The sequence below is a fragment of the Streptomyces hazeniae genome (assembly GCF_031845485.1).
Taxonomy (GTDB): Bacteria; Actinomycetota; Actinomycetes; order Streptomycetales; family Streptomycetaceae; genus Streptomyces; species Streptomyces hazeniae.
In genome coordinates this window covers 169,402-193,720 of the sequence record NZ_JAVREQ010000005.1, presented here as the reverse complement: position 1 = coordinate 193,720, position 24,319 = coordinate 169,402, and the positions used below count along the sequence as shown (strand labels likewise).

The 24,319-nt window shown below is 73.5% G+C and carries 20 protein-coding genes; 4 read left to right on the top strand and 16 right to left on the bottom strand.

Translation table 11 applies throughout. The features are described 5' to 3' along the window. Positions 1-19: 19 nt before the first annotated feature. The 9 genes from RM572_RS08445 to RM572_RS08405 form a co-directional block, all read right to left on the bottom strand. Positions 20-1,732 (bottom strand): proline--tRNA ligase, encoded by a 1,713-nt coding sequence (locus RM572_RS08445; RefSeq protein WP_311672632.1) that lies wholly within the window; start codon positions 1,730-1,732, stop codon positions 20-22. A 160-nt stretch (positions 1,733-1,892) separates the two neighbouring features. Beyond that, positions 1,893-2,477 (bottom strand): GNAT family N-acetyltransferase, encoded by a 585-nt coding sequence (locus RM572_RS08440; protein WP_311672631.1) that lies wholly within the window; start codon positions 2,475-2,477, stop codon positions 1,893-1,895. Between the two features lie 38 nt (positions 2,478-2,515). Beyond that, positions 2,516-3,361: a GNAT family N-acetyltransferase gene (locus RM572_RS08435; RefSeq protein WP_311672630.1), complete on the bottom strand. Its 846-nt coding sequence runs from the start codon at positions 3,359-3,361 to the stop codon at positions 2,516-2,518. A gap of 152 nt (positions 3,362-3,513) precedes the next feature. Next, the gene (gene ispG, locus RM572_RS08430) at positions 3,514-4,671 is read right to left on the bottom strand and encodes a flavodoxin-dependent (E)-4-hydroxy-3-methylbut-2-enyl-diphosphate synthase (protein ID WP_027763919.1); all 1,158 of its coding nucleotides are present in this window, start codon (positions 4,669-4,671) and stop codon (positions 3,514-3,516) included. A gap of 175 nt (positions 4,672-4,846) precedes the next feature. After that, on the bottom strand, positions 4,847-6,157 hold the full coding sequence (locus tag RM572_RS08425) for a M50 family metallopeptidase (protein WP_311672629.1): 1,311 nt from the start codon (positions 6,155-6,157) through the stop codon (positions 4,847-4,849). Next, the gene (dxr, locus tag RM572_RS08420) at positions 6,154-7,428 is read right to left on the bottom strand and encodes a 1-deoxy-D-xylulose-5-phosphate reductoisomerase (RefSeq protein WP_311672628.1); all 1,275 of its coding nucleotides are present in this window, start codon (positions 7,426-7,428) and stop codon (positions 6,154-6,156) included. The genes RM572_RS08425 and dxr overlap by 4 nt, the downstream gene beginning before the upstream one ends. Positions 7,429-7,662: 234 nt before the next feature. Then, positions 7,663-9,048, bottom strand: a complete 1,386-nt coding sequence (locus RM572_RS08415; RefSeq protein ID WP_311672627.1) for an FtsX-like permease family protein — start codon at positions 9,046-9,048, stop codon at positions 7,663-7,665. Next, a complete protein-coding gene (locus tag RM572_RS08410) occupies positions 9,045-9,773 on the bottom strand; it encodes an ABC transporter ATP-binding protein (RefSeq protein ID WP_311672626.1) in 729 nt (242 codons plus the stop codon). The genes RM572_RS08415 and RM572_RS08410 overlap by 4 nt, the downstream gene beginning before the upstream one ends. Beyond that, on the bottom strand, positions 9,770-10,309 hold the full coding sequence (locus RM572_RS08405) for a PadR family transcriptional regulator (RefSeq protein ID WP_311672625.1): 540 nt from the start codon (positions 10,307-10,309) through the stop codon (positions 9,770-9,772). The genes RM572_RS08410 and RM572_RS08405 overlap by 4 nt, the downstream gene beginning before the upstream one ends. 185 nt (positions 10,310-10,494) lie before the next feature. On the opposite strand from RM572_RS08405, the gene bla reads away from it, so the two are divergent. Beyond that, a complete protein-coding gene (bla, locus tag RM572_RS08400; RefSeq protein ID WP_394813557.1) occupies positions 10,495-11,373 on the top strand; it encodes a class A beta-lactamase in 879 nt (292 codons plus the stop codon). Positions 11,374-11,437: 64 nt separating this feature from the next. Here bla and RM572_RS08395 read toward each other — a convergent pair whose 3' ends face one another. The 4 genes from RM572_RS08395 to RM572_RS08380 form a co-directional block, all read right to left on the bottom strand. Then, positions 11,438-11,857 carry a PIN domain nuclease gene (locus RM572_RS08395; RefSeq protein ID WP_311672623.1) on the bottom strand — a complete coding sequence of 140 codons (420 nt, stop codon included), beginning with the start codon at positions 11,855-11,857 and terminating at the stop codon, positions 11,438-11,440. Then, positions 11,854-12,063 (bottom strand): type II toxin-antitoxin system VapB family antitoxin, encoded by a 210-nt coding sequence (locus tag RM572_RS08390; protein WP_311672622.1) that lies wholly within the window; start codon positions 12,061-12,063, stop codon positions 11,854-11,856. The genes RM572_RS08395 and RM572_RS08390 overlap by 4 nt, the downstream gene beginning before the upstream one ends. A 104-nt stretch (positions 12,064-12,167) precedes the next feature. Beyond that, complete coding sequence (locus RM572_RS08385) at positions 12,168-14,069, bottom strand: acyl-CoA dehydrogenase family protein (RefSeq protein WP_311672621.1); 1,902 nt, start codon at positions 14,067-14,069, stop codon at positions 12,168-12,170. Between the two features lie 134 nt (positions 14,070-14,203). Continuing rightward, positions 14,204-14,971, bottom strand: coding sequence for a metallophosphoesterase (locus RM572_RS08380; RefSeq protein WP_311672620.1), 768 nt, complete (start codon positions 14,969-14,971; stop codon positions 14,204-14,206). Positions 14,972-15,236: 265 nt separating this feature from the next. On the opposite strand from RM572_RS08380, the gene RM572_RS08375 reads away from it, so the two are divergent. Continuing rightward, positions 15,237-15,824, top strand: coding sequence for a hypothetical protein (locus RM572_RS08375; protein WP_311672619.1), 588 nt, complete (start codon positions 15,237-15,239; stop codon positions 15,822-15,824). Positions 15,825-15,833: 9 nt separating this feature from the next. Beyond that, positions 15,834-16,601: a bestrophin-like domain gene (locus RM572_RS08370; RefSeq protein WP_311672618.1), complete on the top strand. Its 768-nt coding sequence runs from the start codon at positions 15,834-15,836 to the stop codon at positions 16,599-16,601. Between the two features lie 56 nt (positions 16,602-16,657). Here RM572_RS08370 and RM572_RS08365 read toward each other — a convergent pair whose 3' ends face one another. From RM572_RS08365 to RM572_RS08355, 3 genes are all read right to left on the bottom strand, one after another. Further along, on the bottom strand, positions 16,658-18,115 hold the full coding sequence (locus RM572_RS08365; RefSeq protein ID WP_311672617.1) for an aldehyde dehydrogenase family protein: 1,458 nt from the start codon (positions 18,113-18,115) through the stop codon (positions 16,658-16,660). A gap of 340 nt (positions 18,116-18,455) precedes the next feature. Continuing rightward, a complete protein-coding gene (locus RM572_RS08360) occupies positions 18,456-20,186 on the bottom strand; it encodes a PucR family transcriptional regulator (protein ID WP_311672616.1) in 1,731 nt (576 codons plus the stop codon). A 48-nt stretch (positions 20,187-20,234) separates the two neighbouring features. Next, complete coding sequence (locus RM572_RS08355) at positions 20,235-22,409, bottom strand: type IV secretory system conjugative DNA transfer family protein (protein WP_311672615.1); 2,175 nt, start codon at positions 22,407-22,409, stop codon at positions 20,235-20,237. Positions 22,410-22,730: 321 nt separating this feature from the next. On the opposite strand from RM572_RS08355, the gene gabT reads away from it, so the two are divergent. After that, positions 22,731-24,080, top strand: a complete 1,350-nt coding sequence (gabT, locus tag RM572_RS08350) for a 4-aminobutyrate--2-oxoglutarate transaminase (protein WP_311672688.1) — start codon at positions 22,731-22,733, stop codon at positions 24,078-24,080. Positions 24,081-24,319: the final 239 nt, after the last annotated feature.

Sequence of the window (24,319 nt, the reverse complement as noted above, 5' to 3'; positions counted from 1 at the left end):
CGCCCCGCCCGGCGGTCGGTCAGCCGAGTGCGGCCAGCCGGGCCACCGCGTCGGCGACCGGCATCTCCTCGCGCTCGCCCGTCCGGCGGTCCTTGACCTCGACGACGCCCTCCTTCGCGCGCCGCCCGGCGACCAGGATGGTCGGCACGCCGATCAGCTCGGCGTCGGTGAACTTCACGCCGGGCGACACTCCCGCACGGTCGTCGACCAGCACGCGTACGCCCGCGGCGCCGAGCTGCTCGGACACCTCCAGCGCCAGCTCGGTCTGCGCGGCCTTGCCGGCGGCGACGACGTGCACGTCGGCCGGGGCGATCTCGCGCGGCCAGCACAGCCCCTGCTCGTCGGCGGTCTGCTCGGCCAGTGCCGCCACCGCGCGGGAGACGCCGACGCCGTAGCTGCCCATCGTGACGCGCACCGGCTTGCCGTCCTGACCGAGCACGTCCAGCTCGAACGCGTCGGCGTACTTGCGGCCGAGCTGGAAGATGTGGCCGATCTCGATCGCCCGGTCGAGGGTGATGCCCTCGGCGCAGCGCGGGCACGGGTCGCCGGGCTCGACCACCACGACGTCGAGGTACTGGTCGACCTCGAAGTCGCGGCCGCACACGACGTTGCGGGCGTGGGTGTCGGCCTTGTTGGCGCCGGTGACCCAGCTGGTGCCGGGGGCGACGCGCGGGTCGGCGAGGTAGCGGAACGCCTTGCCGGCCATGCCGCCCTGCGGGCCGACGTAGCCGCGCACCAGGTCGGAGCGGTCGGTGAAGTCGTCGGCGGTGACCAGCTCGACCTCGGCGGGCGCCAGGTGCTCGGCGAGCTTCCCCATGTCGACCTCGCGGTCGCCGGGGACGCCCACGGCGACGATCTCGCCGTCGACCTTGACCAGGAGGTTCTTGAGGGTGGCCGAGGCGGGGACGCCGAGGTGCTCGGCGAGCGTCTCGATGGTGGGGGTGTCGGGGGTGTCCAGGTCCTCGACCGGCGGGTGGCCGGAGCCGTCGACCGGCGTCATGGCGGTCGTCATCGCCTCGGTGTTGGCCGCGAACCCGCAGGCCGGGCAGTAGACGAAGGTGTCCTCGCCGGCCGCGGCGGGCGCGAGGAACTCCTCGGACGCGGAGCCGCCCATCGAGCCGGAGACGGCGGACACGATGCGGTAGTCCAGGCCGAGCCGCTCGAAGATCCGCTGGTACGCCTGGCGGTGCAGCCGGTAGGACTCCTCCAGCGCGGCGTCGCTCACGTCGAAGGAGTAGGAGTCCTTCATGGTGAACTCGCGGCCGCGCAGGATGCCGGACCGGGGGCGGGCCTCGTCCCGGTACTTGGTCTGGATCTGGTACAGCATCACCGGCAGGTCCTTGTAGGACGCGCACTGGTCCTTGACGACCTGGGTGAAGATCTCCTCGTGGGTCGGCCCGAGAAGGTAGTCGCCGCCCTTGCGGTCCTTGAGGCGGAAGAGCAGGTCGCCGTACTCCTCGTAGCGGCCGGACTGCTCGTACGGCTCCTTGGGCAGCAGCGCGGGCAGCAGCACCTCCTGGGCGCCGATGGCGTCCATCTCCTCCCGCACGACGCGGGTGACGTTCTCCAGCACCTGCTTGCCCAGCGGGAGCCAGGTCCAGATTCCGGCCGCGGCGCGGCGGACGTATCCGGCCCGGACGAGAAGCTTGTGGCTGAGCGTCTCGGCGTCGGCCGGGTCGTCGCGCAGCGTCTTCAGCATCGTGCGGGACATGCGCTGGACTCGGGCTGCCATCGGGGGTCTCCTGCTGGTGGTGAGGTGCGGTGCCGCCGCGCGCCGCGGGCGTGAGGCGGTGAGAACAGGAGGTTATCCGTTGTCGGCGGCCGGGCGGAAATGCGTATCCGCTGCGCCGGCGGGCCCGCCCGTCCGCCCCTCTCCGTCTCGCCGGCCGCTGCTAGGGCGTGTCCGGGGAGCGGCGGAGGGGGAGGTGCGCGCCCATGACGACGTAGGGACAGCTCGCGGAGGGGAAGCGGACGCGGCGTGCCAGGTCGCGGTAGCCGAGCGAACGGTAGAGCGCGCGGGCCGGGGACTCGGTGTCGAGCGCGGAGAGGATCGACCGCGGCTCGTCGGCCCCGTCGGTGATCCCGGTGATGAGCGCGCGGCCCAGACCGCGGTTCTGGAAGGCGGGCAGGACGTGCAGCTCGGTGATCACGAACGCGTCGCCGAGCCACGCGTCGTGCCCCTCCTGGCGCAGGTAGGGGTGGACGACGGTGGACCACCACTGGGTGCGGTCGTTGGGCATGCCGTAGACGAAGCCGACCAGCCGGTCGCCCTCGTCGGTGGTGGCGCCGAGGGCGCGGGCGCCGGTCATGGTCAGGTGGCGCAGCACGATGTGGTGCCGGACGGCGACCTCGTCGTCGGTGAGCCCGAAGGCCAGCGCCTGCACAGCGAGGGCCTCGTCGACGCGTGCGGCCAGGTCGAGGGGGCCGATGGACACCGCTCGGGGGTCCGGGTGGTGGTGTCCGGAGGTATGCCGCATGGCGGGGAGGCTACTAGCTGATCGTCCGTGGGCGCGCGTCAGAAGAGGACGCTCATGAACGCGCCGACCTCGCGGAAGCCGACGCGCCGGTACGAGGCGCGGGCTGCGGTGTTGAAGTCGTTGACGTACAGGCTCACCACGGGGGCGATCTCGGTCAGCGCGTAGCGGAGGACGGCGGCCATGCCGGAGACGGAGAGGCGGCGGCCGCGGTGTTCGGGGGCGACCCAGACGCCCTGGATCTGGCATGCGTGCGGGGTGGCGGCGCCGATCTCGGCCTTGAAGATCACGCGGTCGCCCTCGAAGCGGGCGAAGGAGCGGCCGGAACCGACGAGTTCGGCCACGCGGGCCTGGTAGATGAGGCCGCCGTCGCCGGCGAGCGGCGAGACGCCGACCTCCTCGGTGAACATCGCGATGCAGGCCGGCATGACCAGGTCCATCTCGTCCTTGCGGACCCGGCGGACGAGGGGGTCGGGGGCGACGTCCTGCGGAACCGTTTCGGTGACCATCAGCGGCTGGTGCGGGCGGACCTCGCGGGCGGGGCCCCAGTGCGGCTGGAGGCGGGACCAGAGCGCGGCGGTGGGGGCCGCGGGGCCGACTATGGAGGAGCAGCGGCGGCCCTGCCGCCGGGCGCGTTCGGCGAAGGCGCGTACGGCCTCCGGGCTCGCGCAGAGCGGTACCAGGTTGGCGCCGGCGTAGCAGAGGGACTCCAGCCGGCCGTGGCGGTACCAGCCCCAGAGTTCGCCGCCGAGACGCCACGGGTCGAGGCCGGAGGCCTGGACGCGGGCGGTGACGAAGGCGTTGTTGACGGGTTCGCGGTGCAGTACGGACAGCGCGGAGTCGAGTTCGTCGGGTTCGAGGACCCGTATCGAGGTGGTCGTCAGCACGAATCGCCTCACCTCGCCGGTACGGGGGCCGTGGCCCGCTGGGTCCCTGCGGGAACTCTAACTCCGGCCGCGCCGTCCGGCTGGCGCTCCCCCGTGGACGCCGTCACCCGGGTGACGGCACCGCCGCACCCGGGTGAGGTCCTTCGCGGCGTTCAGCCGGCGACGGAGACGGCGGGCTCGCCGGAGGCGACGCCGTCCTTCTCCATCTGCTCGGCGATCTTCATGGCCTCGTCGATGAGCGTCTCGACGATCTTCGACTCGGGAACGGTCTTGATGACCTCCCCCTTGACGAAGATCTGGCCCTTGCCGTTGCCGGAGGCGACGCCGAGGTCGGCCTCGCGGGCCTCGCCGGGACCGTTGACGACGCAGCCCATGACGGCGACGCGCAGCGGCACCTCCATGCCCTCCAGCCCGGCGGTGACCTCGTCGGCCAGCTTGTAGACGTCGACCTGGGCACGGCCGCAGGACGGGCAGGAGACGATCTCGAGGCGGCGCTGGCGCAGGCCGAGGGACTCCAGGATCTGGATGCCGACCTTGACCTCTTCGGCGGGCGGCGCGGAGAGGGAGACGCGGATGGTGTCGCCGATGCCCTCGGAGAGCAGGGCGCCGAAGGCGACCGCGGACTTGATGGTGCCCTGGAAGGCGGGGCCGGCCTCGGTGACGCCGAGGTGCAGCGGGTAGTCGCACTGCGCGGCGAGCTGCCGGTAGGCGTTGACCATCACGACCGGGTCGTTGTGCTTGACGGAGATCTTGATGTCGCGGAAGCCGTGCTCCTCGAAGAGCGAGCACTCCCACAGCGCCGATTCGACCAGGGCCTCGGGGGTGGCCTTGCCGTACTTCTGGAGCAGCCGCCTGTCGAGCGAGCCCGCGTTGACTCCGATGCGGATCGGGGTGGCGGCGGCGGACGCGGCCTTGGCGATCTCCTTCACCTTGTCGTCGAACTGCTTGATGTTGCCCGGGTTCACCCGGACGGCGGCGCAGCCGGCGTCGATGGCGGCGAAGACGTACTTGGGCTGGAAGTGGATGTCGGCGATGACCGGGATCTGCGACTTCCTCGCGATGGTGGCGAGGGCGTCGGCGTCGTCCTGCGTCGGGCACGCGACGCGCACGATCTGGCAGCCGGAGGCGGTCAGTTCGGCGATCTGCTGGAGCGTCGCGCCGATGTCCGAGGTGCGGGTGGTGGTCATGGACTGGACCGAGACGGGGGCGTCGCCGCCCACGGCCACCGGGCCGACCTGGATCTTCCGGCTGACGCGGCGGTCGGCGAGCTTGGTCGGTACGTCCGGCATTCCGAGCGAAATCGCTGTCATCGGCGGTGCAACCCCAAGGTGTGGATCATGGTCCCGAGATCGTCGAGCGGGCTCCGGATCCGAGATTACGGCACCCGGTGCGCGGTCAGCACATCGCGCCGGTCAAACCCACACGAAGGGTGACGGCCGGATGCCCGCGGACGGGCGTACGGCCGTCACCCTTCGAGGGGCGGCGCTATCCGGTGAGACGGACCGGGTTGACGATGTCCGCGGCCATCACCAGCAGCGTGAAGCCGACGAAGACGCCGGCGACCACGTAGGCGACGGGCATCAGCTTCGCCACGTCGAACGGGCCGGGGTCGGGGCGCCGGAGCACCTTGGCGACGCCGCGGCGCAGCGACTCCCACAGCGCGCCGGCGATGTGTCCGCCGTCCAGCGGCAGCAGCGGGAGCATGTTGAAGAGGAACAGCGACAGGTTGAACGCCGCCACCATCTGCAGCATCATCGCGATCTGGTACGTCGCCGGGATGTCGAGGGAGAAGATCTCCCCGCCGACGCGGGCCGCGCCGACGACTCCCATCGGGGAGTCCTGCCGGCGTTCCGCGTCGCCGAACGTGGCGGCCCACAGGTCGTCGATCTTCGAGGGCAGGTCGATCAGGGCCTCGAATCCGGCGACCATCATGTCGCCCATCCGGTCGACGGCCTGCGGGAAGGACTGCTCGACCACACCGGACGCGGGCCGGAAGCCGAGGAAGCCGGTCGTCACCGTCTCGCCCTCGACCTGTCGACCGTCCTCGCCGATCTTGGCGACCTCGTTCTCCACCAGGTCCGCCTGGAGAGTGCGGCGCTCTCCGTCCTTGCCCTCGACGACGAGGGTGGCCTCGCCGGTGGTCTTCCGGATGGCCTCACGGAGCTGCTCCCACTCGGTGACCTTCTCACCGTCGAACGACACGAAGGTGTCGCCCGGCCGCAGCCCGGCCTTCTCCGCGGGCGTGTCGGCGGCGCCCTTCGGACACTTCTCGTCGACGGACGCCGAGGCCGGCAGCACGCAGTCGGAGACGCTGGCCACCGTCGTGGTGGTGGTGTTGACGCCGAAGGTCATCAGGACCCCGAGGAAGACCGCCACGGCCAGGATCAGGTTCATGAACGGCCCGGCGAACATGACGATGACGCGCTTCCACGGCTTGCGCGTGTAGAACAGCCGCTTCTCGTCGCCCGGCTGGAGCTCCTCGTACGCGGCCTCGCGGGCGTCCTCGATCATGCCGCGGAACGGCGAGGTGGAACGCTTCCGCACCTTCCCGTCGTCACCGGGCGGGAACATGCCGATCATGCGGATGTAGCCGCCGAGCGGGATGGCCTTGATTCCGTACTCGGTATCGCCCTTGCGGCGGGAGAAGAGGGTCGGACCGAAGCCGACCATGTACTGCGGCACCCGGACGCCGAACATCTTGGCGGTGGTCAGGTGGCCCAGCTCGTGCCAGGCGATGGAGATCAGCAGACCGATCGCGAAGACGACTATGCCGAGGATCCACATCAGGGTCGTCATGCGCGCGCCTCCACTACCGCCCGGGCGGCCAGCTCGCGGGCTCTCGCCCGCGCCCACTCCTCGGCCTCCAGGACACCGGTCAACGTCAGGTCGGTTCCGCCGGGCGAGCCGTCCGTGCGCCCGCCGGTGTGCTCCTCGACCACAGAGGCGACCGTATCGACAATTCCCGTGAAGGGCAGCCTGCCGGCGAGGAACGCGTCGACGCACTCCTCGTTGGCGGCGTTGTAGACGGCGGGGGCGGTGCCACCGAGCGCGCCGACGTGGCAGGCGAGCGGGACGGAGGGGAAGGCGTCCTCGTCCAGCGGGAAGAAGTCCCAGGACATGGGCTGCGTCCAGTCGAAGACCGGCCCGGCGTCCGGCACCCGTGCGGGCCAGCCGATGCCCAGGGCGATGGGCAGCCGCATGTCGGGCGGGCCGCACTGGGCGAGCGTGGACCCGTCGGTGAACTCCACCATCGAGTGGATGGCGGACTGCGGATGGACGACGACCTGGATGCGGTCGAAGGGGATGTCGTACAGCAGATGGGCCTCGATGACCTCCAGGCCCTTGTTGACCAGAGTGGCCGAGTTGACGGTGATCACCGGGCCCATCGCCCAGGTGGGGTGGGCGAGGGCGTCCTCGGGGGTCACGTCGGCCAGCTCGGCGCGGGTGCGGCCGCGGAACGGACCGCCGGAGGCGGTGACCAGCAGCTTCCGCACCTCGCCGCGGGTGCCGCCCTTCAGCGCCTGGAACAGTGCCGAGTGCTCGGAGTCGACGGGGACGATCTGACCCGGGCGGGCAAGGGCCTTCACCAGCGGGCCGCCGACGATCAGCGACTCCTTGTTGGCCAGCGCCAGCACCCGGCCGGCCTTGAGCGCCGCGAGGGTCGGGGCCAGACCGATGGAACCGGTGATGCCGTTGAGGACGGTGTGGCACTCGGACCCGGCCAGCTCGGTCGCCGCGTCGGGCCCGGCCAGCACCTCCGGCAGCGGCTCGCCGGGGCCGAAGGCGGCGCGCAGCGCCTCGCGCAGGTCGTCGGCCTTGTCGGCGCGGGCGACGGCCACCGTGCGTACCCGCAGCCGCCGCGCCTGCTCGGCGAGCTCGGCCACGCGCCCGCCGTTGGCGGACAGCGCGGTCACCCGGAAGCGCTCCGGGTTGCTGAGCACGACGTCCACCGCCTGGGTGCCGATGGAGCCGGTCGAGCCGAGGATCACGATGTCTCGAGGGCCGCCGGACGGGGGTGGGTCGGCGGGACAGGGGGCGTGCGGGTCAGCGAGGAGGTGGTCCGTCATGGGTCCATTGTGTCTGTTCCACGGAGCGTCACGTGCAGCGGCGGGGCGGGGCACCCCCCTCCGGTGCCCCACCCCGCCGTACCGTGCCCCGGGGGCGTCCCCGCCGAGCCGTGCACGTCGTCAGCCGGTCCGCAGCTCCTCCACGGAGGTGCCGCCGTGCAGGAACGCCCATCCCACGGCGACCGCGCCCGCCGCGAGCACCAGGGTGACCGCGCCGTACAGGCCCAGTTCGGCTTAGGGCACGGCCGCTTCGCGGACCACGTGGAAGGACGGCTTGCTGCCGAGGGCCTCGTACTCGTGGCCGTAGCCCCGGGCGAGGAGCGTTCCCACCGTCAGGGCGAGCGCCGTGGCCGGGACGAGCGGGGCGAAGGTCTGCCAGGCGACCACGCGCCGCAGCACACGCCGGGGCACGCCCGTGGCCGCCAGCGCGGCGTGCGCGCCGCGCCGGGAGACCACGCCCTCCGCGAGGGCGGCGATCAGGCCGAGTGTCGCGACGACGAGGGACAGCAGCACGGCCACCTGGACGAGGTCCATCGTCCCCAGGTAGAAGTCCGCGTCCGAGCCGCCCAGTCCGGTCGGTTCCCGTCCCGCCCGGATGTCGGAACGGCGCTGAACCTCGATCCGCGCGGCGACGAGCGCCTCGAACAGCTCCCGGACGCCCGCGGCCACCGCGCCGACCACCACACAGGTGAGGACGGCGGCGAAGGCCCGGCTGCCGCTCCACGGGTCTTCCCGGAGGCGGCGCGACGCGACCAGCGCCGCGGGCCCGCGGGCGTAGCGGTGCAGCACCCGCCCTGCCGTGTGGGTGATCCACCCCGCGCCCAGGACCACGCCCAGGACGCAGCAGATCCCGCCGCCGAGCAGGGCGAACAGAGCGACGCCGACCGGTGGACCAGCGGGTCGGTCAAGGGCGAGCAGCGGCGTGAACTGGGCGAGCGTCGCCAGGGCGAGCCCGAGGGCGATCAGCGCCGCGGGCCAGGGTCGCGGCGCGCCTCTCCGGCGCGCCCGGCGGGTCACGCCCAGCGGACTCACGACGGCCCGGCGCAGCAGCACCACGGCGGTGAGGGCGGCGAGGCCGGGCAGGCCGAGGAGCACCGCCCCGAAGGCCGGTGGGGACGGCAGGACGTCCGTGGGGAACGGCAGCCGCCCGTCGGGACCCGGGTCGTGCAGCACCACGCGCAGGACGAGGAAGACACCCAGTCCGGCGACCGTGCCGGCCAGCGCGGCGAGGCCCGTCTCCGTCGCGGCGATCACCCTCGCCTGGCGGGGCGTGGCACCGGCCAGGCGTACGGCGGCGAGCCGGCGGTCGCGTGCGGGCGCGCCGATGCGGGCGCACTGGCCGAGAAGGGCCAGCACCGGCAGGGTCATCATCAGCAGCGCCAGGACGACGCCCGGCCGCAGGCCGGGCTGGCGGAGCAGTGCGCTGCTGTAGTGCTGCGCCGAGCCCGGCCGGGCGGCGCCGAACGGTCCGGGCGGGTCGATCGCCAGCACGGTCGCCGCACACAGGGCGGCGAGCCCTCCGAGTGCGGCGCCGAAAGCGGTCAGTGCCGCCCGCAGGGTGTCCGTGCGGGTGCCGGCGAGGGCGAGGCGGAGGAGTGCCGCGGGCTTCAACTCCCTCACGCGGCACCCCGGTTCCCCGCAGTGAGCCGGGTCGCCGCGGTGTCGAAGCCGGTGACGCCGAGGCCCGTGGAGTCGACCTCGCCGTCGCGGAGCACGATCTCGCGGTCGGCGTAGCCGGCGACCCGTGGTTCGTGGGTGACCAGGACGACGGTGGTCCCCTGTTCCCGGGTGAGGCGGCTGAGCAGGCCGAGGAGTTGCTCCCCGGCCAGGGCGTCCAGCGCGCCGGTGGGCTCGTCGGCGAACAGCACGCGGGGCTCGGTGACCAGCGCACGGGCGGCCGCGCAGCGCTGCTGCTGGCCGCCGGAGGTCTCTCCGGGGAGGGAGTCGGCGACGTCGGCGACGCCGAGGCGTTCCAGCCAGGTCAGGGCGGTGGTCCGGGCCTCGCGGCGGCTCCGGCCGCCGAGCAGCAGGGGCAGCGCGACGTTCTCGGCGGCGGTCAGTTCGGCGACGAGACCGCCGAACTGGAAGAGCACGCCGAACTCGGTGCGGCGCAGGCGGGAGCGGGCGTCCTCGGTGAGGTCGTCCAGCCGCCGGCCGTCGAAGTGCACCTCGCCCGCGTCGGGCGCGAGGATGCCGGCGAGGCTGTGCAGCAGCGTGGACTTGCCGCAGCCGCTGGGGCCGGTGACGGCGACGAACTCGCCGTGCGCGATGTCGAGGCTCACCCCCCGGAGTGCGGGGGTGCGTCCGTAGGACTTCTCGAGTCCGCGGGCGTGCAGGAGGGTCATGCGTGGACCTCTCGGTGCAGGTCGGCGACGCGTTCCAGGGTGGTCTGCATCCAGCGCAGGTCGGCGTCGATGTGGGCGAGGGCGAAGTCCGCGGCGACGACGTCGCCGAGCGGGGCCGCGGGGTCGGTCTTGAGCGCGGTCAGTTCGCGCAAACGGTCGGCATGGGCCTGTCGTTGCGCGGACAGGTAGGCGCGCGCCTCGTCGGTGTCGGCGACGAGCAGGGCGACGACGACCTTGGCGAGCAGTTCGCTGCTGATGTACGGCGCGGGCGTCTCGACGTGTGCGAGCCAGCCGGTGAGTTTCTCCCGCCCGGCGGCGGTGAGGGCGAACTCGGTGCGGTCGGGGCCGCCCTCGCGGCTCTGGCCGGCCTGCTCGACGAGTCCGTCCCGTTCGAGACGGCCCAGCGTGCCGTAGACCTGGCCGAAGGCGATCGGCTTCGCCTGCGGAAAGCGCTGGTCGTGCGCCTTCTTGAGGTCGTAGCCGTGCTGCGGGCCGGTGGCCAGCAGGGCGAGCAGCACGTGTGCGGCTGTGGACATGTGCAGCACTATTCTCTGAGGTAATAGTGAGTGTCAAGTCACCCGTGCGCACCCGCCGGTGAGGGAACCGGGGGGCTGGTGAGGGCGTGTCAGGGGAGGCAGGCGACATTCGGTTCGGTGAGGGGAGAGTTCACGTGGAGGTCAGGGGTACGGGTGCGCACGCGTCACGGCGCGTCGCGCTCTCGCTGGGCGCCGGGGCACTCGTGGCCGCGGCGGCACCGCTGGGCGGCAGCGCGCACGCGGCACCGGCGGCGGCCGGCGGGGACCGACTCGCCCGGCGGCTCGCGGAGCTGGAGAACCGGCGCGCCGCACGGCTCGGCGTCTTCGCCCACGACACGGCCACCGGCCGGAGCGTGCGGTACCGGGCGCAGGAGCGGTTCCCGATGTGCTCGGTCTTCAAGACCCTCGCCGTCGCGGCCGTGCTGCGGGACCTCGACCGGCACGGAGAGTTTCTGGCCCGGCGCGTGCGCTACGACGAGAAGACCGTCACGGACTCCGGCTACGCCCCCGTCACCGGGAAGCCGGAGAACCTCGCGCACGGCATGACGGTCGAGGAGCTGTGCGACGCGGCGATCCGGTACAGCGACAACGCCGCGGCCAACCTGCTGCTGCGCGCACTGGGCGGGCCGCGGGCCGTCACCCGCTTCTGCCGCTCCGTCGGGGACCGCGTCACCCGGCTCGACCGGTGGGAGCCGGAGCTGAACTCGGCGGAGCCCGGGCGGCGTACGGACACCACCACGCCGCGCGCCGTCGCGGGCACCTACGCGCGGCTCACCCTCGGGGACGCGCTCGACCGCGCCGACCGGCGCCGGCTCACCGGGTGGCTGCTGGGCAACACCACCAGCGGCGCGAAGTTCCGGGCCGGGCTGCCCGACGGCTGGGCCGTCGCGGACAAGACCGGCGGCGGGGAGTACGGCACCAACAACGACGTGGGCCTCGCCTGGCCGCCCGGCCGGCCGCCGATCGTCCTGGCCGTGCTGACGACCCGCTTCACCCCGGACGCGGAACGGATCGACCCGCTCGTCGCCGAGACCGCGTCCCTGGTCGCCGCCGAACTCGGCTGACGCACCTGCGGGTGCAGCCGCCTCCAGCACGGCGACGGCGGGAGGGCCCGTTCGGGCCCTCCCGTCACAGGGTGCCGGGAAGGGCCCACCATTGGGTCGGCTGACCGGTCACCTCGGCGACGGTCTCGAAGTCACGGTCGTAGTGGAGCACTGTCAGACCCTGGAGTTCCGCCGTCGCCGCGATCATCAGGTCGACGGCTCCGGCGGAACGGTGCAGGCCGCCACCCGTCAACTCCCGCTGGACGTCCCATGCCCGCGACACGGCCCGGTCGTCCAGGGGCGCCCGGCCGAAGAGTGCGTCGATGTCCGCGACGAGCTCGGCCCGGTCTGCAGCACTTCGCGCGCTGTAGTGGAACTCGATCTCCGTGAGGGGGCATCGCGCGATGATCCGCTCCTCGAGCGGTTTCGTCCACGTGGTGCGAGCGGGCTCTTTGAGGAGGCGCACCAGGGCGCTCGTGTCGATGAGGTGGACGGCAGCAGTCACGACCGGTAGTTCTTCTTCTCCAGGAGATCGTCGAACGCGCCGGCGTCCCCCTTCGCCGCGAGTCGGGCCAGCCCTATGGCCCGCCGCTTACGTTCCACGCCTTCCCGGAGAGCCGCCGTGACCGTGTCCTTCTTGGTCTTCGTGCCGAACGCGACGGCGGCATCGGCGAGCAGCTGCTCGCCCACGTCGATGAGAGTCTTCGCCATGCTCGCTTCCGCCTGTCGTACATCTTTCCGGTTTCCCCGTGTACCTAGCGCGTATACGTGAGGGAGGCCGCTGCGGAACAGCGGCCTCCCTCACGCGGCAAACGTCAGCGGATCGGGCGGTGGGCGTTCTCCTTGGTGGAGGGGCCGGGGGTCTGGTCGGCGATCCAGGCGCCGTCGGTGGAGGCGTCGAGGACGCCCTCCTCCAGCCAGGTGTAGGAGCCGTTCATGATGCCCTTGACCACGGTGCGGTCCAGGTCGTCGGTGTTGTGCCACAGGCGGCTGAACAGCTCCTCGACGCGGACTCGCGACTGGCGGCAGAAGGCGTCCGCGAGCTGGTGGGCGGCCTTCCCGTTCTCGTCGTCCCGGCGCATCTGCTCCGCGCGGACGCAGGCCGCGCTCATCGCGAAGAGTTCGGCGCCGATGTCGACGATGCGGGCGAGGAAGTTCTGCTTGGTCTCCATCCGGCCCTGCCAGCGGGACATGGCGTAGAACGTGGACCGCGCCAGCTTGCGGGCGGTGCGCTCGACGTACCGCAGGTGCGGGGCGAGGTTGTCGAACTCGGCGTAGGCGTTCGGCAGCTGGCCGGCGCCGGCGACCAGCTTGGGCAGCCAGCGGGCGTAGAAGCCGCCGGCCGCGAGGGCGGCCTTCCGCTTGTCGGCGAACGTGGCCTCCGGGTCGATCAGCTCGCCCGCGACGGAGAGGTGCGCGTCGACGGCCTCGCGCGCGATCAGCAGGTGCATGATCTCCGTGGAGCCCTCGAAGATCCGGTTGATGCGCATGTCGCGGAGCAGCTGCTCGGCGGGGATGCCCTTCTCGCCGCGGGCGGCGAGCGAGGCGGCGGTCTCGTAGCCGCGGCCGCCCCGGATCTGCACCAGGTCGTCAGCCATCTGCCAGGCCATCTCGCTGCCGAAGAGCTTCGCGAGGGCGGCCTCGATGCGGATGTCGTTGCGGTCCTCGTCGGCCATCTGGGAGGACAGGTCGACGACCGCCTCCAGCGCGAAGGTGGTCGCGGCCATGAACGCCATCTTGCCGCCGACGGCCTCGTGCTTGGCGACCGGCTTGCCCCACTGCACCCGGGCCTCGCTCCACTCGCGGGCGATCTTCAGGCACCACTTGCCGGCGCCCACGCAGGTCGCGGGGAGGGAGAGGCGTCCGGTGTTGAGCGTGGTCAGCGCGATCTTGAGGCCGGCACCCTCCTTGCCGATGAGGTTGGCCTTCGGCACGCGCACCTGGTGGAAGCGGGTGACGCCGTTCTCGATGCCGCGCAGGCCCATGAACGCGTTGCGGTTCTCCACCGTGATGCCCTCGGCGTCGCCCTCGACGACGAAGGCGCTGATCCCGCCGGGGTGGCCGTCCGACTTCGGCACCCGCGCCATCACCACCAGCAGGTCGGCGACGACGCCGTTGGTGGTCCACAGCTTCACGCCGTCCAGCACGTAGTGGTCGCCGTCGGGAACGGCCGTCGTGGCGAGGCGGGCCGGGTCGGAGCCGACGTCGGGTTCGGTGAGCAGGAAGGCGGAGATGTCGGTGGTGGCGCAGCGTGGCAGGAAGGCGTCCTTCTGCTCCTGTGTGCCGAACAGCTTCAGCGGCTGCGGCACGCCGATCGACTGGTGCGCGGAGAGCAGCGCGCCGACGGCCGGGCTGGCGGAGCCGGCCAGGGCGAGGGCCTTGTTGTAGTAGACCTGCGACAGGCCGAGGCCGCCGTACTCGGTGCCGACCTTCATGCCGAGGGCGCCGAGTCCCTTGAGGCCGTTGATCACGTCGTCCGGGATCTGCGACTCGCGTTCGATGAGCGCGCCGTCGATGCTGGTCTCGCAGAAGGTGCGCAGCTTGGTGAGGAAGTCCTCGCCGCGCTGCACGGACTCGGGGTCGGGCGCCGGATGCGGGTGGATGAGGTCGAGCCGGAATCGGCCCAGGAAGAGTTCCTTGGCGAAGCTGGGCTTTCGCCAGTCCTGCTCCCGCGCCGCCTCGGCGACCTCTCGGGCTTCGCGTTCCGTAACGGTCATGACGCGTGCTCACCTCGCACTCTCGCACTACTGACGGGTGCTACTCGACCGTATGTACCCGGAACGGGCGATCCCTACCAGCGCTCACGCGAGCGGGCTCACCTCCCCGGTCCCCCGCCGGTACGCGCGCCTGCTCAGGGCACCACGCGGAAGTGGGTGGTCAGCCGCTCGCCGTCGTGGACGTGGTAGGCGAGCAGCGGGGGCAGCGCGTAGTCGATCGGCCCGTCCGCGTCGCCCTCCCAGGGCATCCGCAGGGTGGAGACGACGCCCGGCGCGGCGATCAGCGGGAGTCCGGCGAAGGTGGTGGCGGCCGGGGTGTGGGTGTGGCCGCAGAGCAGGGCGGCGACGTGCGCGTGGCGGGCGACGACGGCGGCGAGGCGTTCCTCCCCGAACTGGCGGATCGGGTCGACGTACTGGCCGTGCAGCGGCACCGGCGGGTGGTGGAAGCACACGAACGCCGGGAGGTCGTACGGCCCGGCCGCCAGTTCGGCGTCGAGCCAGGCGAGGGTGGCGTCGTCCAGGTGGCCGTCGCCGCGGCCGGGGATGCTGGAGTCGCACATCAGGAAGGTCGCGCCGGGCAGCCGGTGGACCTGGTTCACCGGCGCGTCGTCGGCCGGGTCGCCGCCGAGCAGGGCCGCGCGGTACGGCCCGCGGACGTCGTGGTTGCCGGGGCAGTGCAGCAGCGGTGCGTGCCGGGAACGGGCGAGCAGCCCGGCCGCCTCGGCGTACTCCTCCTCGGTGCCGCGATCGGTCAGGTCGCCGGTGACGAGGACGGCGTCGAGGTCGCCGGGCAGCGCGTCCAGGTGGCCCAGTACCCGCTCGGTGCGCTCCCGGGCGCGGGCGCCGCCGTCGCCCCGGTCGTGGCCGAGGTGGATGTCACTGAGCTGGGCGAAGACGAACATCGCCGATCCCTTCGTCGCCGGGGCGTGCGCGGCCGGGCACCGTGGACGGTCCGCGCCCGCCGTGTGAGCGGTACCGGGACAGCCTGTCACCCGCCCCACGGCCCCCCTGGACGGGCCGCACGGGCCGGGGAGGCCGCGCCACGCCCGGCGCGGCTGGCCCGCACCGCCCCGGATCATGCGCCGGGAAGGCCAGGTTCAGCGCTTCGGGGGATCTTCGCCCCGGCCCCCTTCAGTGACCCCGCCGTGGTCCGCATGCTCGGGCGGTGTGACGACACCGACCTGGGCGTGGATACACAAGACGACTGCTGCCGCGGTGTGCGCGCTCGCCGCCCTCACCCTGCCGCCCTCCTCCGCCTCGGCCGACCCGCTGCCCGTGCCGTCGGTGCGGGTACGCATCGACCCCACCGCGGGCGTCGAGGTGGACGTCCGCGGCCCCGGAGTGGACGTGGGGACGACCGTACGGCCGCCCGCGGTGGGCGGCTGCGGGAGCCGCGTGGAGGCGGGCGCGGCACCGCCCGGCGTGCGGGTGCGGGTGTCCGGGCCGGGGTGTGCTCCCCCGCCGCCACCGCCACCGCCCGTGCCGGCGCCCGTGCCGGAGCCGGAGCCGGTGGTGCGGGAGCCCGAGCCGACGCCCCCGCCCCCTCCACCTCCCAGACCGACACCGCCCGCATCGCCCACGCCGGAGCCGAGCCGTACACCCGACCCGCCGCTCGCCGGGGCCGCGCAGGCGACGGCGCCGCGCCAGGAGCCGTCCGGCGAGATGTCGATGGTGACCCGCACGCTGCTGATCATCGCGCCGGCCGTGCTGGCCGCGGCCGCGCTCCGTCCCCGCTCGTCCGCGTCCTCCCGCTAGGAGTCCTTCGTGTCGCAGTGGTTGATCCTGCTCGTCTGCCTGGTGGTCGCGTGTGCGGCGGTCATCGGCGTGGTGTTCCTCCGGCAGCGCCGGGCGGGCGAGGAAGACGACCCGTCCGAGACCCCGGACGTGATCGAGTACATGACGATGATGATCGGGGTGGTGTACGCGATCGTGCTGGGCCTGGCGATCGCCGGCGTGTGGGAGGCGCGCAACGCGGCCGATGAGACCGTGCAGCGGGAGGCGCAGGCGCTGCACGAGATACACGAACGCGTCCAGGTCTATCCCGCCGAGGAGCGCGGCCGGATTCGCGCGGACGTGGCGGCGTACGTGCGCCACACCGTCGGCCCCGAGTGGACGCACATGACGGCGCAGGGCGAACTCACCGCCCGCGGCGACCGGTTGCTGAGCGCGCTGCGCCGCGACGTGCAGGCCGTGCGCCCCGAGAGCACGCAGGCGGTGCAGGCGTACCAGGGGGTCGTCGACCAGGTCGCGGTGGTGGACGCGGCCCGGGTGCAGCGGGAGGCGCAGGCGGCGCCGACCATGCCGAGTGTGGTGTGGTTCGGGCTGATCGGCGGCGGGGTGCTGACCGTGGGGATGGTCTTCGCGCTGCAGATCCAGCGTTCACGGCGGGAGATGATGCTCGCGGGCCTGTTCAGCGCGCTGGTCGTCTTCCTGATCTTCCTGGTCTGGCACTTCGACTCCCCCTTCACACGGGGCCTGAGTGAGCCGACCGAGGCGTACACGGCGCTGTTCCCGCGTGCCGCGCCGGACTAGAGAGGGCGGGGCCGGGGGCGTTCCCCCGGCCCCGCCCTCTCGGGGCGCTGCGGCCGTCAGAGCTCCAGGCCGGTGAGCACCATGACCCGCTCGTAGGTGTAGTCGTCCATGGCGTACTGCACGCCCTCGCGGCCCACTCCGGACTGCTTGGCCCCGCCGTACGGCATCTGGTCCGCGCGGTAGGAGGGCACGTCGCCGATGATCACACCGCCGACCTCCAGCGCACGGTGCGCGCGGAACGCCGTCTGCACGTCGTGCGTGAACACGCCCGCCTGGAGGCCGTAGATCGAGTCGTTGGCGGCCTCGTACGCCTCCCGCTCGCCGTCGACCCGGGTGAGGGTCAGGACCGGGCCGAAGACCTCCTCGCAGCCGATCTGGGTGTCCCGGGGGACGTCCTCCAGCACGGTCGGTGCGTAGGAGGCGCCGTCGCGCTTGCCGCCGGTGAGCAGTTTGGCCCCGGCTGTGACGGCCTCCTCGACCCAGGACTCGATCCGCTTCGCGGCGTCCTCGCTGATCTGCGGACCGACCTCGGTGGCGGGGTCGGTCGGGTCGCCGGTCACCTGCGCCTCGACGGCCGCGACGACCCGCGGCACCAGACGGTCGTACACCGAGGTGTCGGCGATGACGCGCTGCACGGAAATGCAGGACTGGCCGCCCTGGTAGTTGGAGAACATCGCGATGCGCTGTGCGGCGTGATCCAGGTCGGCGTCCGAGGAGTAGTCGGACAGCACGAGCGCCGCGCCCTGGCCGCCGAGTTCGAGGGTGAGGTGCTTGCGCGGCACGGCGTCGACCAGGGACCAGCCGACGGGGCCGGAGCCGGTGAAGGAGATCACCGGCAGCCGCTCGTCCTGCACCAGGGCGGGCATCCGGTCGTTGGGGACGGGCAGCACGCTCCAGGAACCGGCGGGCAGGTCGGTCTCGGCGAGCAGTTCGCCGATGAGCAGACCCGACAGCGGGGTGGCCGGAGCGGGCTTGAGGATGATCGGCGTGCCGACGGCGATGGCCGGGGCGACCTTGTGGGCGCACAGGTTCAGCGGGAAGTTGAACGGCGCGATGCCCAGGACCGGGCCGCGCGGGAAGCGGCGGGTCAGCCCGAGGCGGCCCTGCCCGCCCGCGTCGGAGTCGAGGCGCTGCACGGTGCCGCCGTTGAAGCGCCGGGCCTCTTCGGCGGCCCAGCGGAAGACGGAGATGCAGCGGCCGACCTCACCCCGGGCCCAGCGCAGCGGCTTGCCGTTCTCGGCCGTGATCAGTTCGGCGATCTCGTCGGCGCGCTCGGTGACGCGGCGGCAGATGTGGTCGAGAGCGGCGGCACGCACGTGGGCCGGGGTGGCGGCGAACTCGTCCGCGACCGCGGTGGCCGCGGCGACGGCCTCCTCCACCTGGGCCTCGGTCGGGACGCTCACGGTGCCGACGTGGCGGCCGTCCCAGGGGGAGGCGACGTCGAAGGTCTCCTCGCCGGTGGCCTGTCGGCCGGCGAGCCAGAACGCGTGGGTGGCGGCTTCCTTGACTGGCACAGTGAATCCCGGCCCTTCCGAAATGGTGGGGATGGTGCGTTTGCTCTGGGCGACACGTTAGGCGGAGGACGCCGCGAGGGTGATTGTCCGACGCGGCCACATCGCGCACGGGCGTGCGCCGTATTGGCGCGTGGCGCGGGAGCGGGCGCGTGGCGGGGGGCTCCGCCCCCGTCGTCCGGCGGCGGCACGCGAGGCGTGCGGGAGTCCGGGGGCGGGCCGTTCCGCGTGAGGCGTGCGCGGGCTCACGTCCGCGTGCGCGCGGGCCGGGGACGTGACACCGGGTGCGGTGCGGCCGCCCCGCGGCGGTCGCGGGGCGTCGGTGCCCGGCGGAGCCGCCCGCTCAGGCGGTGACCTTGAGGGCGAGCCAGAGCTCCATGCGCACGTCGGGGTCGTCGAGTGAGCGGCCGAGGATCTCCTCGACGCGGCGCATGCGGTAGCGGAGGGTGTGGCGGTGCACGCCCAGGTCGGCGGCGGCGGCGTCCCACTGACCGTGCCGGGAGAGCCAGGCGCGCAGCGAGGCGACCAGGTCGCCCCGGCCGTGGGCGTCGTGTTCGTACAGCTTGCGCAGCAGGCCGTCCGCGAAGGCCCGCACGGCGTCGTCGGCGAGCAGCGGCAGCACGGACCCGGCGGCCACGTCCTCGTGCTCCACCAGGACCGAGCCGCGGCGGCGCGCCACCGACAGCGCCTGATCGGCCTGCTTGAACGCGACCCCGGTGCCGGCGAGTCCGGCGGGCGCCGAGACGCCGATGACCGGCGGGTCGTCCCAGCGGTCGCCCTCCGCGTCGGCCCGGCCGAACCGCTCGGCGCGGTCCGCGGCGGCCCGGGCCGCGTAGCGGGCGCACGCGGTGGCCGCGGCGCCCCCGTCGGAGGCGAGGACGACGAGCCGTTCGCCGTCCGGCACGACCAGGACGGCTTCGCCGCTGCGCGCCGCCGCGGTCTCGATCGCGTCGGCGAGGTCGTCGAGCAGGCCGTTCTCCGGTGCCGACAGCGCGCCGGCCACCAGGCCGTCGGGGCCGGCGACCGGGGCACCGGACGGGGTGATGGCCTGCGGTGCCGGTCTCCCGGCCCCGCCCCCGGCTGCGGCGCGCGCGTTCGCCGCCCGGCGCCGGGACGCCGGCCCGGCCGCCGGTTCGGCGACGATGACCCGCATCGGCGCGTCCAGGAGGCTCCCGTAGAGCCGTCCGGCGACGGCTCGTGCATGTCCGGCCTCGCCCGAGAGGAGCATGCGCAGCACCGCCGCGCCGAGTCGCTGCTCCGCCTCCTGGAGGGCGCGCGAGCGTTCCGTGGTGAGGGTGAGGAGCGCGACCGCGGAGTGCACGGCGTAGCGCTCGGCGGTGCCGGGCGGGGCGGCGGTGCCGACGGCCAGCACCGCCTTGGCGCGGCGCCCGGTGCCGACCGACTGGAGTTCCACCCGGTCGTCGCCCGCCTCCGGTTCGCTGACCACGGCGCTGGCGGGCGCCGGCCGGTCGCGGAGCCGTTCGGCGTCGGCGGCGTACCGGGCGGCGCGGCGGGCCGCCCACGCGGGCGCGGTGGCGACGACGGCGCCCGTCGCGTCGTAGAGCGCGGCCCAGCCGTCGACGTGGGTGGCGAGCCGCCCGAGCAGCGCGGTGGGGCCCTCCTGGGACAGCGCCGCGGTGGTCAGGTCGCGCTGTGCGTCGAAGCCAGCGGTGACCGCCTGGTACTGGTCGGCGGCGATGGCCGCGGAGACGAACTTGCTGATCGCGATGAACGGGGTGCGCCGAGGCACCTCCAGCAGCGGCATGTCCGCGTCTCGGGCCGCCTCGACCAGGGCGTCGGGCACCTTCTCGTAGTTGACCCCGGCCGCGAAGCCCAGCCCCACGACGCCCCGCCCGGCGAGCAGCCGCACGTAGCCGCGCATCGCCCCGTGATCCTCGGCGTCGAGTTTCAGCGCGGTGATCAGCAGGAGTTCCCCGCCGTCCAGATACGGCGTCGGGTCGGCCAGCTCGCTGGCGTGCGCCCAGCGCACGGGGGTGTCCAGCCGGTCGTGCCCCGCGAGCACGGACAACCGGAGTGCGGAGTGCTGCACGAGCGCGGCGAGAGTGGGTGGCATAACGCCCTCACCGTACCGCCGCGGGGCCCGCCGCGGCCCTGGTCCGGGCTATTCGCCGAGCCTCGCGAGCACCGGGGGCGTGCGCCTGCCGCGGACGGTGGTGAAGGAGACCACGGCCTGGCCGGGCTCGAGCTCGTTGGCCAGGTCGGAGGCGGACCAGCGCTGCCGCTGCACGGTCCGCACGGTGACCGACTCGGCCGTCACGTGGCGGCCGGTCACCATGCGCCGGATGCCGTGCATCAGCTTGGTCAGCGGCTCGTCCGAGACGAGCTGGCGGTTGGTGACGTCCCGGGTCTGCACCCACTCCGTGCCCCAGACCTCGGCGAAACGTTCCGCGTCCCAGGGTGTGACGCCCGCGCAGGCCACGCGGCAGCCCACCGCACCGAGCAGCGGCCCGCGCAGCGGCTCCGGCACGTCGTCCAGCGCCCGGAGGGTGAGCAGCACCCCGGCGTGGCCGCTGCGCAGCCGCTGGAGCCCGCGGAGTGCCTGCGGGGTGATGGTGCGGTCGGCGTCGTCCAGTACCAGGCAGGCGAAGAGCGACTGGTCGTCGCGGGCGAGCGCGGCGTCGGTGAACTGGGCGAGGACCAGCCGGGCGAGGATCCGGGAGGCCTCGGCGTGGCCGCGCTCGGGGAGGTCGATGCGCACCCGCAGCGGGTGTTCGAGGGCACGCAGCGAGAACGGCCGGTGGTCGCCGCCCGCGGCACCGCGGGCGAGGCCGGGGGGTGCGAAGAAGTCGGCGAAGGCGGGCCGGTCGAGCAGCGCGACACGGTCGGCGAGCAGGGTGCCCGTGTCGCCGGGACGGCCGAGCTGCCGCTCGTAGGCGTCGAGTTCACGCAGGTGCGCGCGATGGCCGGGCCGGGCGGGGTCGCGGCCCAGCGCCTCGCGGAGTGCGGCGAGGGGGCCGGGAACGCCGTCGAGGAGTTCCCGGAGTTCGGGCACGGCGGGGAAGCGGCCGTGGGCCGTGCGGAAGGGGCCGAGGAGCTGGGCGAGCGTCGTCGCGGCGCGGCGGCTGTCGCCCCCGGGCAGTCCGTCGGCGAGGTCGCCGACCAGCGCCTCGGCGAGGAGAGCGGCGGCCTCGTCCGGGTCGTCGGTGCCGCCGTAGAGGTCGAGGTCGTAGGCGGATTCCGGGCGGCCGGGCCGCACCACGACGTCGAAGGCGTCGTCCGGGGCGGGTTTCGTGCCGGAGGAGGTGACGGCGACGACGGCGGCCTGCCCGGCGAGCGCCTGGAGGCACAGCGATTCCACGACGGGCCGCACCAGGCGGGTCGTCTTGCCGGCCCCGGAAGGGCCGACGGCCAGCGCGGACGTGCCCAGCAGGGCGGGTTCGAGGGCCAGGCCGGCGCCGCGGTAGTCCTGCGGATTGCGGTCGTCGTCGGCGGCGGTGCCGATCCGGACCTGGCTCAGGGACAGGTCGTGCCGGGCGGCGCGCGACGGCAGGTCGCGCGCCCCGGAGGGGTGGGTGCAGGCGGCGGCACCGTCCCGCAGAACCGCCTCGGTGAACTGCGGGAGCCCGACGGGCCGGGACCGCACGGACTGCCAGGCCCGCTCGATGCGGGCGTGGTCGACGTCGCTCATCCGGCCGGCGAGCACCTCGGCGGACAGGCGCTCGGCGGCCTGCTCGGAGCCGCCGCCCGCGCGGCGGAGCTGCGGCCACACGACCGGGTCCTCGCCCGGCGGCGGGGGGCCGGCGGCGCGCGGGGACGTACGGGAGCGGCCCTTCAGGCGCGCCGCGGCCCGGCGCCCCACCTCGTCCCAGTGGCCGAGGCGGCCGAAGACGGCCGCCAGGCCGGCGAGGACCAGGCCGTAGTAGAGGTAATGAGCTACTACGAAGGCCGTCTTGTCATCTGCCCCCTGACGCCAGTCCTCCGGCGTCAGGGCGAGCAGCGGCCAGAGCCAGTAGTCGCCGAGATAGCCGTTCCACAGCAGGGACCAGACGAGCCAGCCGATCAGGAACGAGACCACCGCCCCGCTGGCGAGCTGCCGCGCCGGGGTGCGGTCGGGGTCGGCCGCCGGGAGGGGGTCGTGGCCGCAGCGCCAGATGCCGGGTTCGGCCTCCGGCCGCGGGGTGCGGAGCCAGTCCGCGAGCGGGGGCGCGCCGCGCGGAGCGGCCGACGGGACGGGCGGCGCGGACGGTTGCGGGGGCACGTGGGGGGTGGTGGTGCCGTTCTCCACGTGCTCGACGCCTCTCGTGCCGTGGCTCCGTGCGGAGGGCCCGGTGTCCATCGTGTGCTGCACCCCTGCCTTTGCGCTGCGCGCGGCTGTGCGCGTGCCGTGTGTGGGCTCCCAATTTAGTGCGGGGTGCGACGAGTTGCCCCACGGTGCTCTTCCCCACCGCAGCCCCGTCCCGAAACCGGGGCTCCGCCCGGGGGCCGGGGCCCCGCCGCGCCCGACCCCGCCGGGCCGACCGGGCGCGGCGGGAAGGCTCCGTCGTGGCCAAGAGGAGGACGCGACTACTCCGTGGCGGTGCATGTCTCGACCCCGGCCCAGGACCTAGCCTGCGGGTGACGCACACCACTTCCTCCTGAGGAGACCGCTATGACCACGATGACCGATCCGCACGGCGGCACCGCTCTCCCCCAGGAGCGCCGCCTGGTGACCGCCGTGCCCGGGCCCAAGTCGCAGGAGCTGATGGCCCGCAAGCAGGCGACCGTGGCGGACGGCGTCGGCACCGTGATGCCGGTGTTCGCCAAGCGTGCGGGCGGCGGCGTACTGGAGGACGTCGACGGGAACTCCTTCATCGACTTCGGCTCGGGCATCGCCGTCACCTCGGTCGGCAACAGCGCCACCGAGGTGGTGCGCAGGGCGACGGCCCAGTTGGAGGCCTTCACCCACACCTGCGTGATGGTGACGCCGTACGAGCCGTACGTGGAGGTGTGCGAGCAGCTCGCGGAGCTGACGCCGGGCGACCACGCCAAGAAGTCCGCGCTCTTCAACTCGGGCGCCGAGGCGGTGGAGAACGCGGTCAAGATCGCCCGGGTGTACACCAAGCGGCACGCGGTCGTCGTCTTCGAGCACGGCTACCACGGCCGCACGAACCTCACGATGGCGCTGACCTCGAAGAACATGCCGTACAAGCACGGCTTCGGCCCGTTCGCGCCGGAGGTCTACCGGGTGCCGGTGGCGTACCCGTTCCGCTGGCTGACCGGCCCGGAGAACTGCGCCGAGGAGGCCGCGGCGCAGGCCATCAGCCAGATCGAGAAGCAGGTCGGCGCCGAGAACGTCGCGGCGGTCATCATCGAACCGCTGCTGGGCGAGGGCGGGTTCATCGAGCCGGCGAAGGGCTTCCTGCCCCGCATCGAGCGGTTCGCGAAGGACAACGGCATCGTGTTCGTCGCGGACGAGATCCAGTCCGGCTTCTGCCGCACCGGTCACTGGTTCGCCTGCGAGGACGAGGGCGTGGTGCCGGACCTGATCACCACCGCAAAGGGCATCGCGGGCGGCCTGCCGCTCGCGGCCGTGACCGGTCGGGCCGAGATCATGGACGCCGCACACGCGGGCGGCCTGGGCGGCACCTACGGCGGCAACCCGGTGGCCTGCGCCGCCGCACTCGGCTCGATCCACACCATGCGCGAGATGGACCTGGCGTCCCGGGCACGCCGGATCGAGGACGTGATGAAGCCCCGGCTGCAGAAGCTGGCCGAGCAGCACGGCGTGATCGGCGAGGTCCGGGGCCGCGGCGCGATGTTGGCGATCGAGCTGGTCCAGCCGGGCACCAAGGACCCGAACCCGGAGGCGACGGCCGCCCTGGCGAAGGCCTGCCACCAGGAGGGCCTGCTGGTGCTGACCACCGGCACCTACGGCAACGTGATGCGGTTCCTGCCGCCGCTGGTCATCGGCGAGGACCTGCTGAACGAAGGGCTGGACGTCCTCGAGGGCGCGCTCGCCTCGCTCTGATGCCCGTCGCGCCGCGGACCCGCACGGGCCCGGCACCCCCGGACCCGGCACCCCGGACTCGAAGCCGTTCGCCGCGGTGCCCGTGACACGCCTCACGGGTACCGCGGCGCCACAGCGGTCACCTGCGACGCTGGGCCGGTGACGGAGCACGTGAAGAATGTGTGCGAGCACCATGCCGGGTCCGTGAGGCGCCTGTCCGGCGTGGTCCGCCTGACGTACGGTTTCAGCAGATGAAAGCC

What these genes read in the sequence shown, in the direction of transcription:
- gabT (WP_311672688.1), top strand. Translation starts at nt 22,731, where the DNA reads ATGACCGATCCGCACGGCGGCACCGCTCTCCCCCAGGAGCGCCGCCTG.
- ispG (WP_027763919.1), bottom strand. Translation starts at nt 4,671, where the DNA reads ATGACAGCGATTTCGCTCGGAATGCCGGACGTACCGACCAAGCTCGCC.
- RM572_RS08390 (WP_311672622.1), bottom strand. Translation starts at nt 12,063, where the DNA reads ATGGCGAAGACTCTCATCGACGTGGGCGAGCAGCTGCTCGCCGATGCC.
- RM572_RS08405 (WP_311672625.1), bottom strand. Translation starts at nt 10,309, where the DNA reads ATGTCCACAGCCGCACACGTGCTGCTCGCCCTGCTGGCCACCGGCCCG.
- RM572_RS08355 (WP_311672615.1), bottom strand. Translation starts at nt 22,409, where the DNA reads ATGGACACCGGGCCCTCCGCACGGAGCCACGGCACGAGAGGCGTCGAG.
- RM572_RS08440 (WP_311672631.1), bottom strand. Translation starts at nt 2,477, where the DNA reads ATGCGGCATACCTCCGGACACCACCACCCGGACCCCCGAGCGGTGTCC.
- RM572_RS08425 (WP_311672629.1), bottom strand. Translation starts at nt 6,157, where the DNA reads ATGACGACCCTGATGTGGATCCTCGGCATAGTCGTCTTCGCGATCGGT.
- RM572_RS08445 (WP_311672632.1), bottom strand. Translation starts at nt 1,732, where the DNA reads ATGGCAGCCCGAGTCCAGCGCATGTCCCGCACGATGCTGAAGACGCTG.
- RM572_RS08385 (WP_311672621.1), bottom strand. Translation starts at nt 14,069, where the DNA reads ATGACCGTTACGGAACGCGAAGCCCGAGAGGTCGCCGAGGCGGCGCGG.
- dxr (WP_311672628.1), bottom strand. Translation starts at nt 7,428, where the DNA reads ATGACGGACCACCTCCTCGCTGACCCGCACGCCCCCTGTCCCGCCGAC.
- RM572_RS08380 (WP_311672620.1), bottom strand. Translation starts at nt 14,971, where the DNA reads ATGTTCGTCTTCGCCCAGCTCAGTGACATCCACCTCGGCCACGACCGG.
- RM572_RS08410 (WP_311672626.1), bottom strand. Translation starts at nt 9,773, where the DNA reads ATGACCCTCCTGCACGCCCGCGGACTCGAGAAGTCCTACGGACGCACC.
- RM572_RS08360 (WP_311672616.1), bottom strand. Translation starts at nt 20,186, where the DNA reads ATGCCACCCACTCTCGCCGCGCTCGTGCAGCACTCCGCACTCCGGTTG.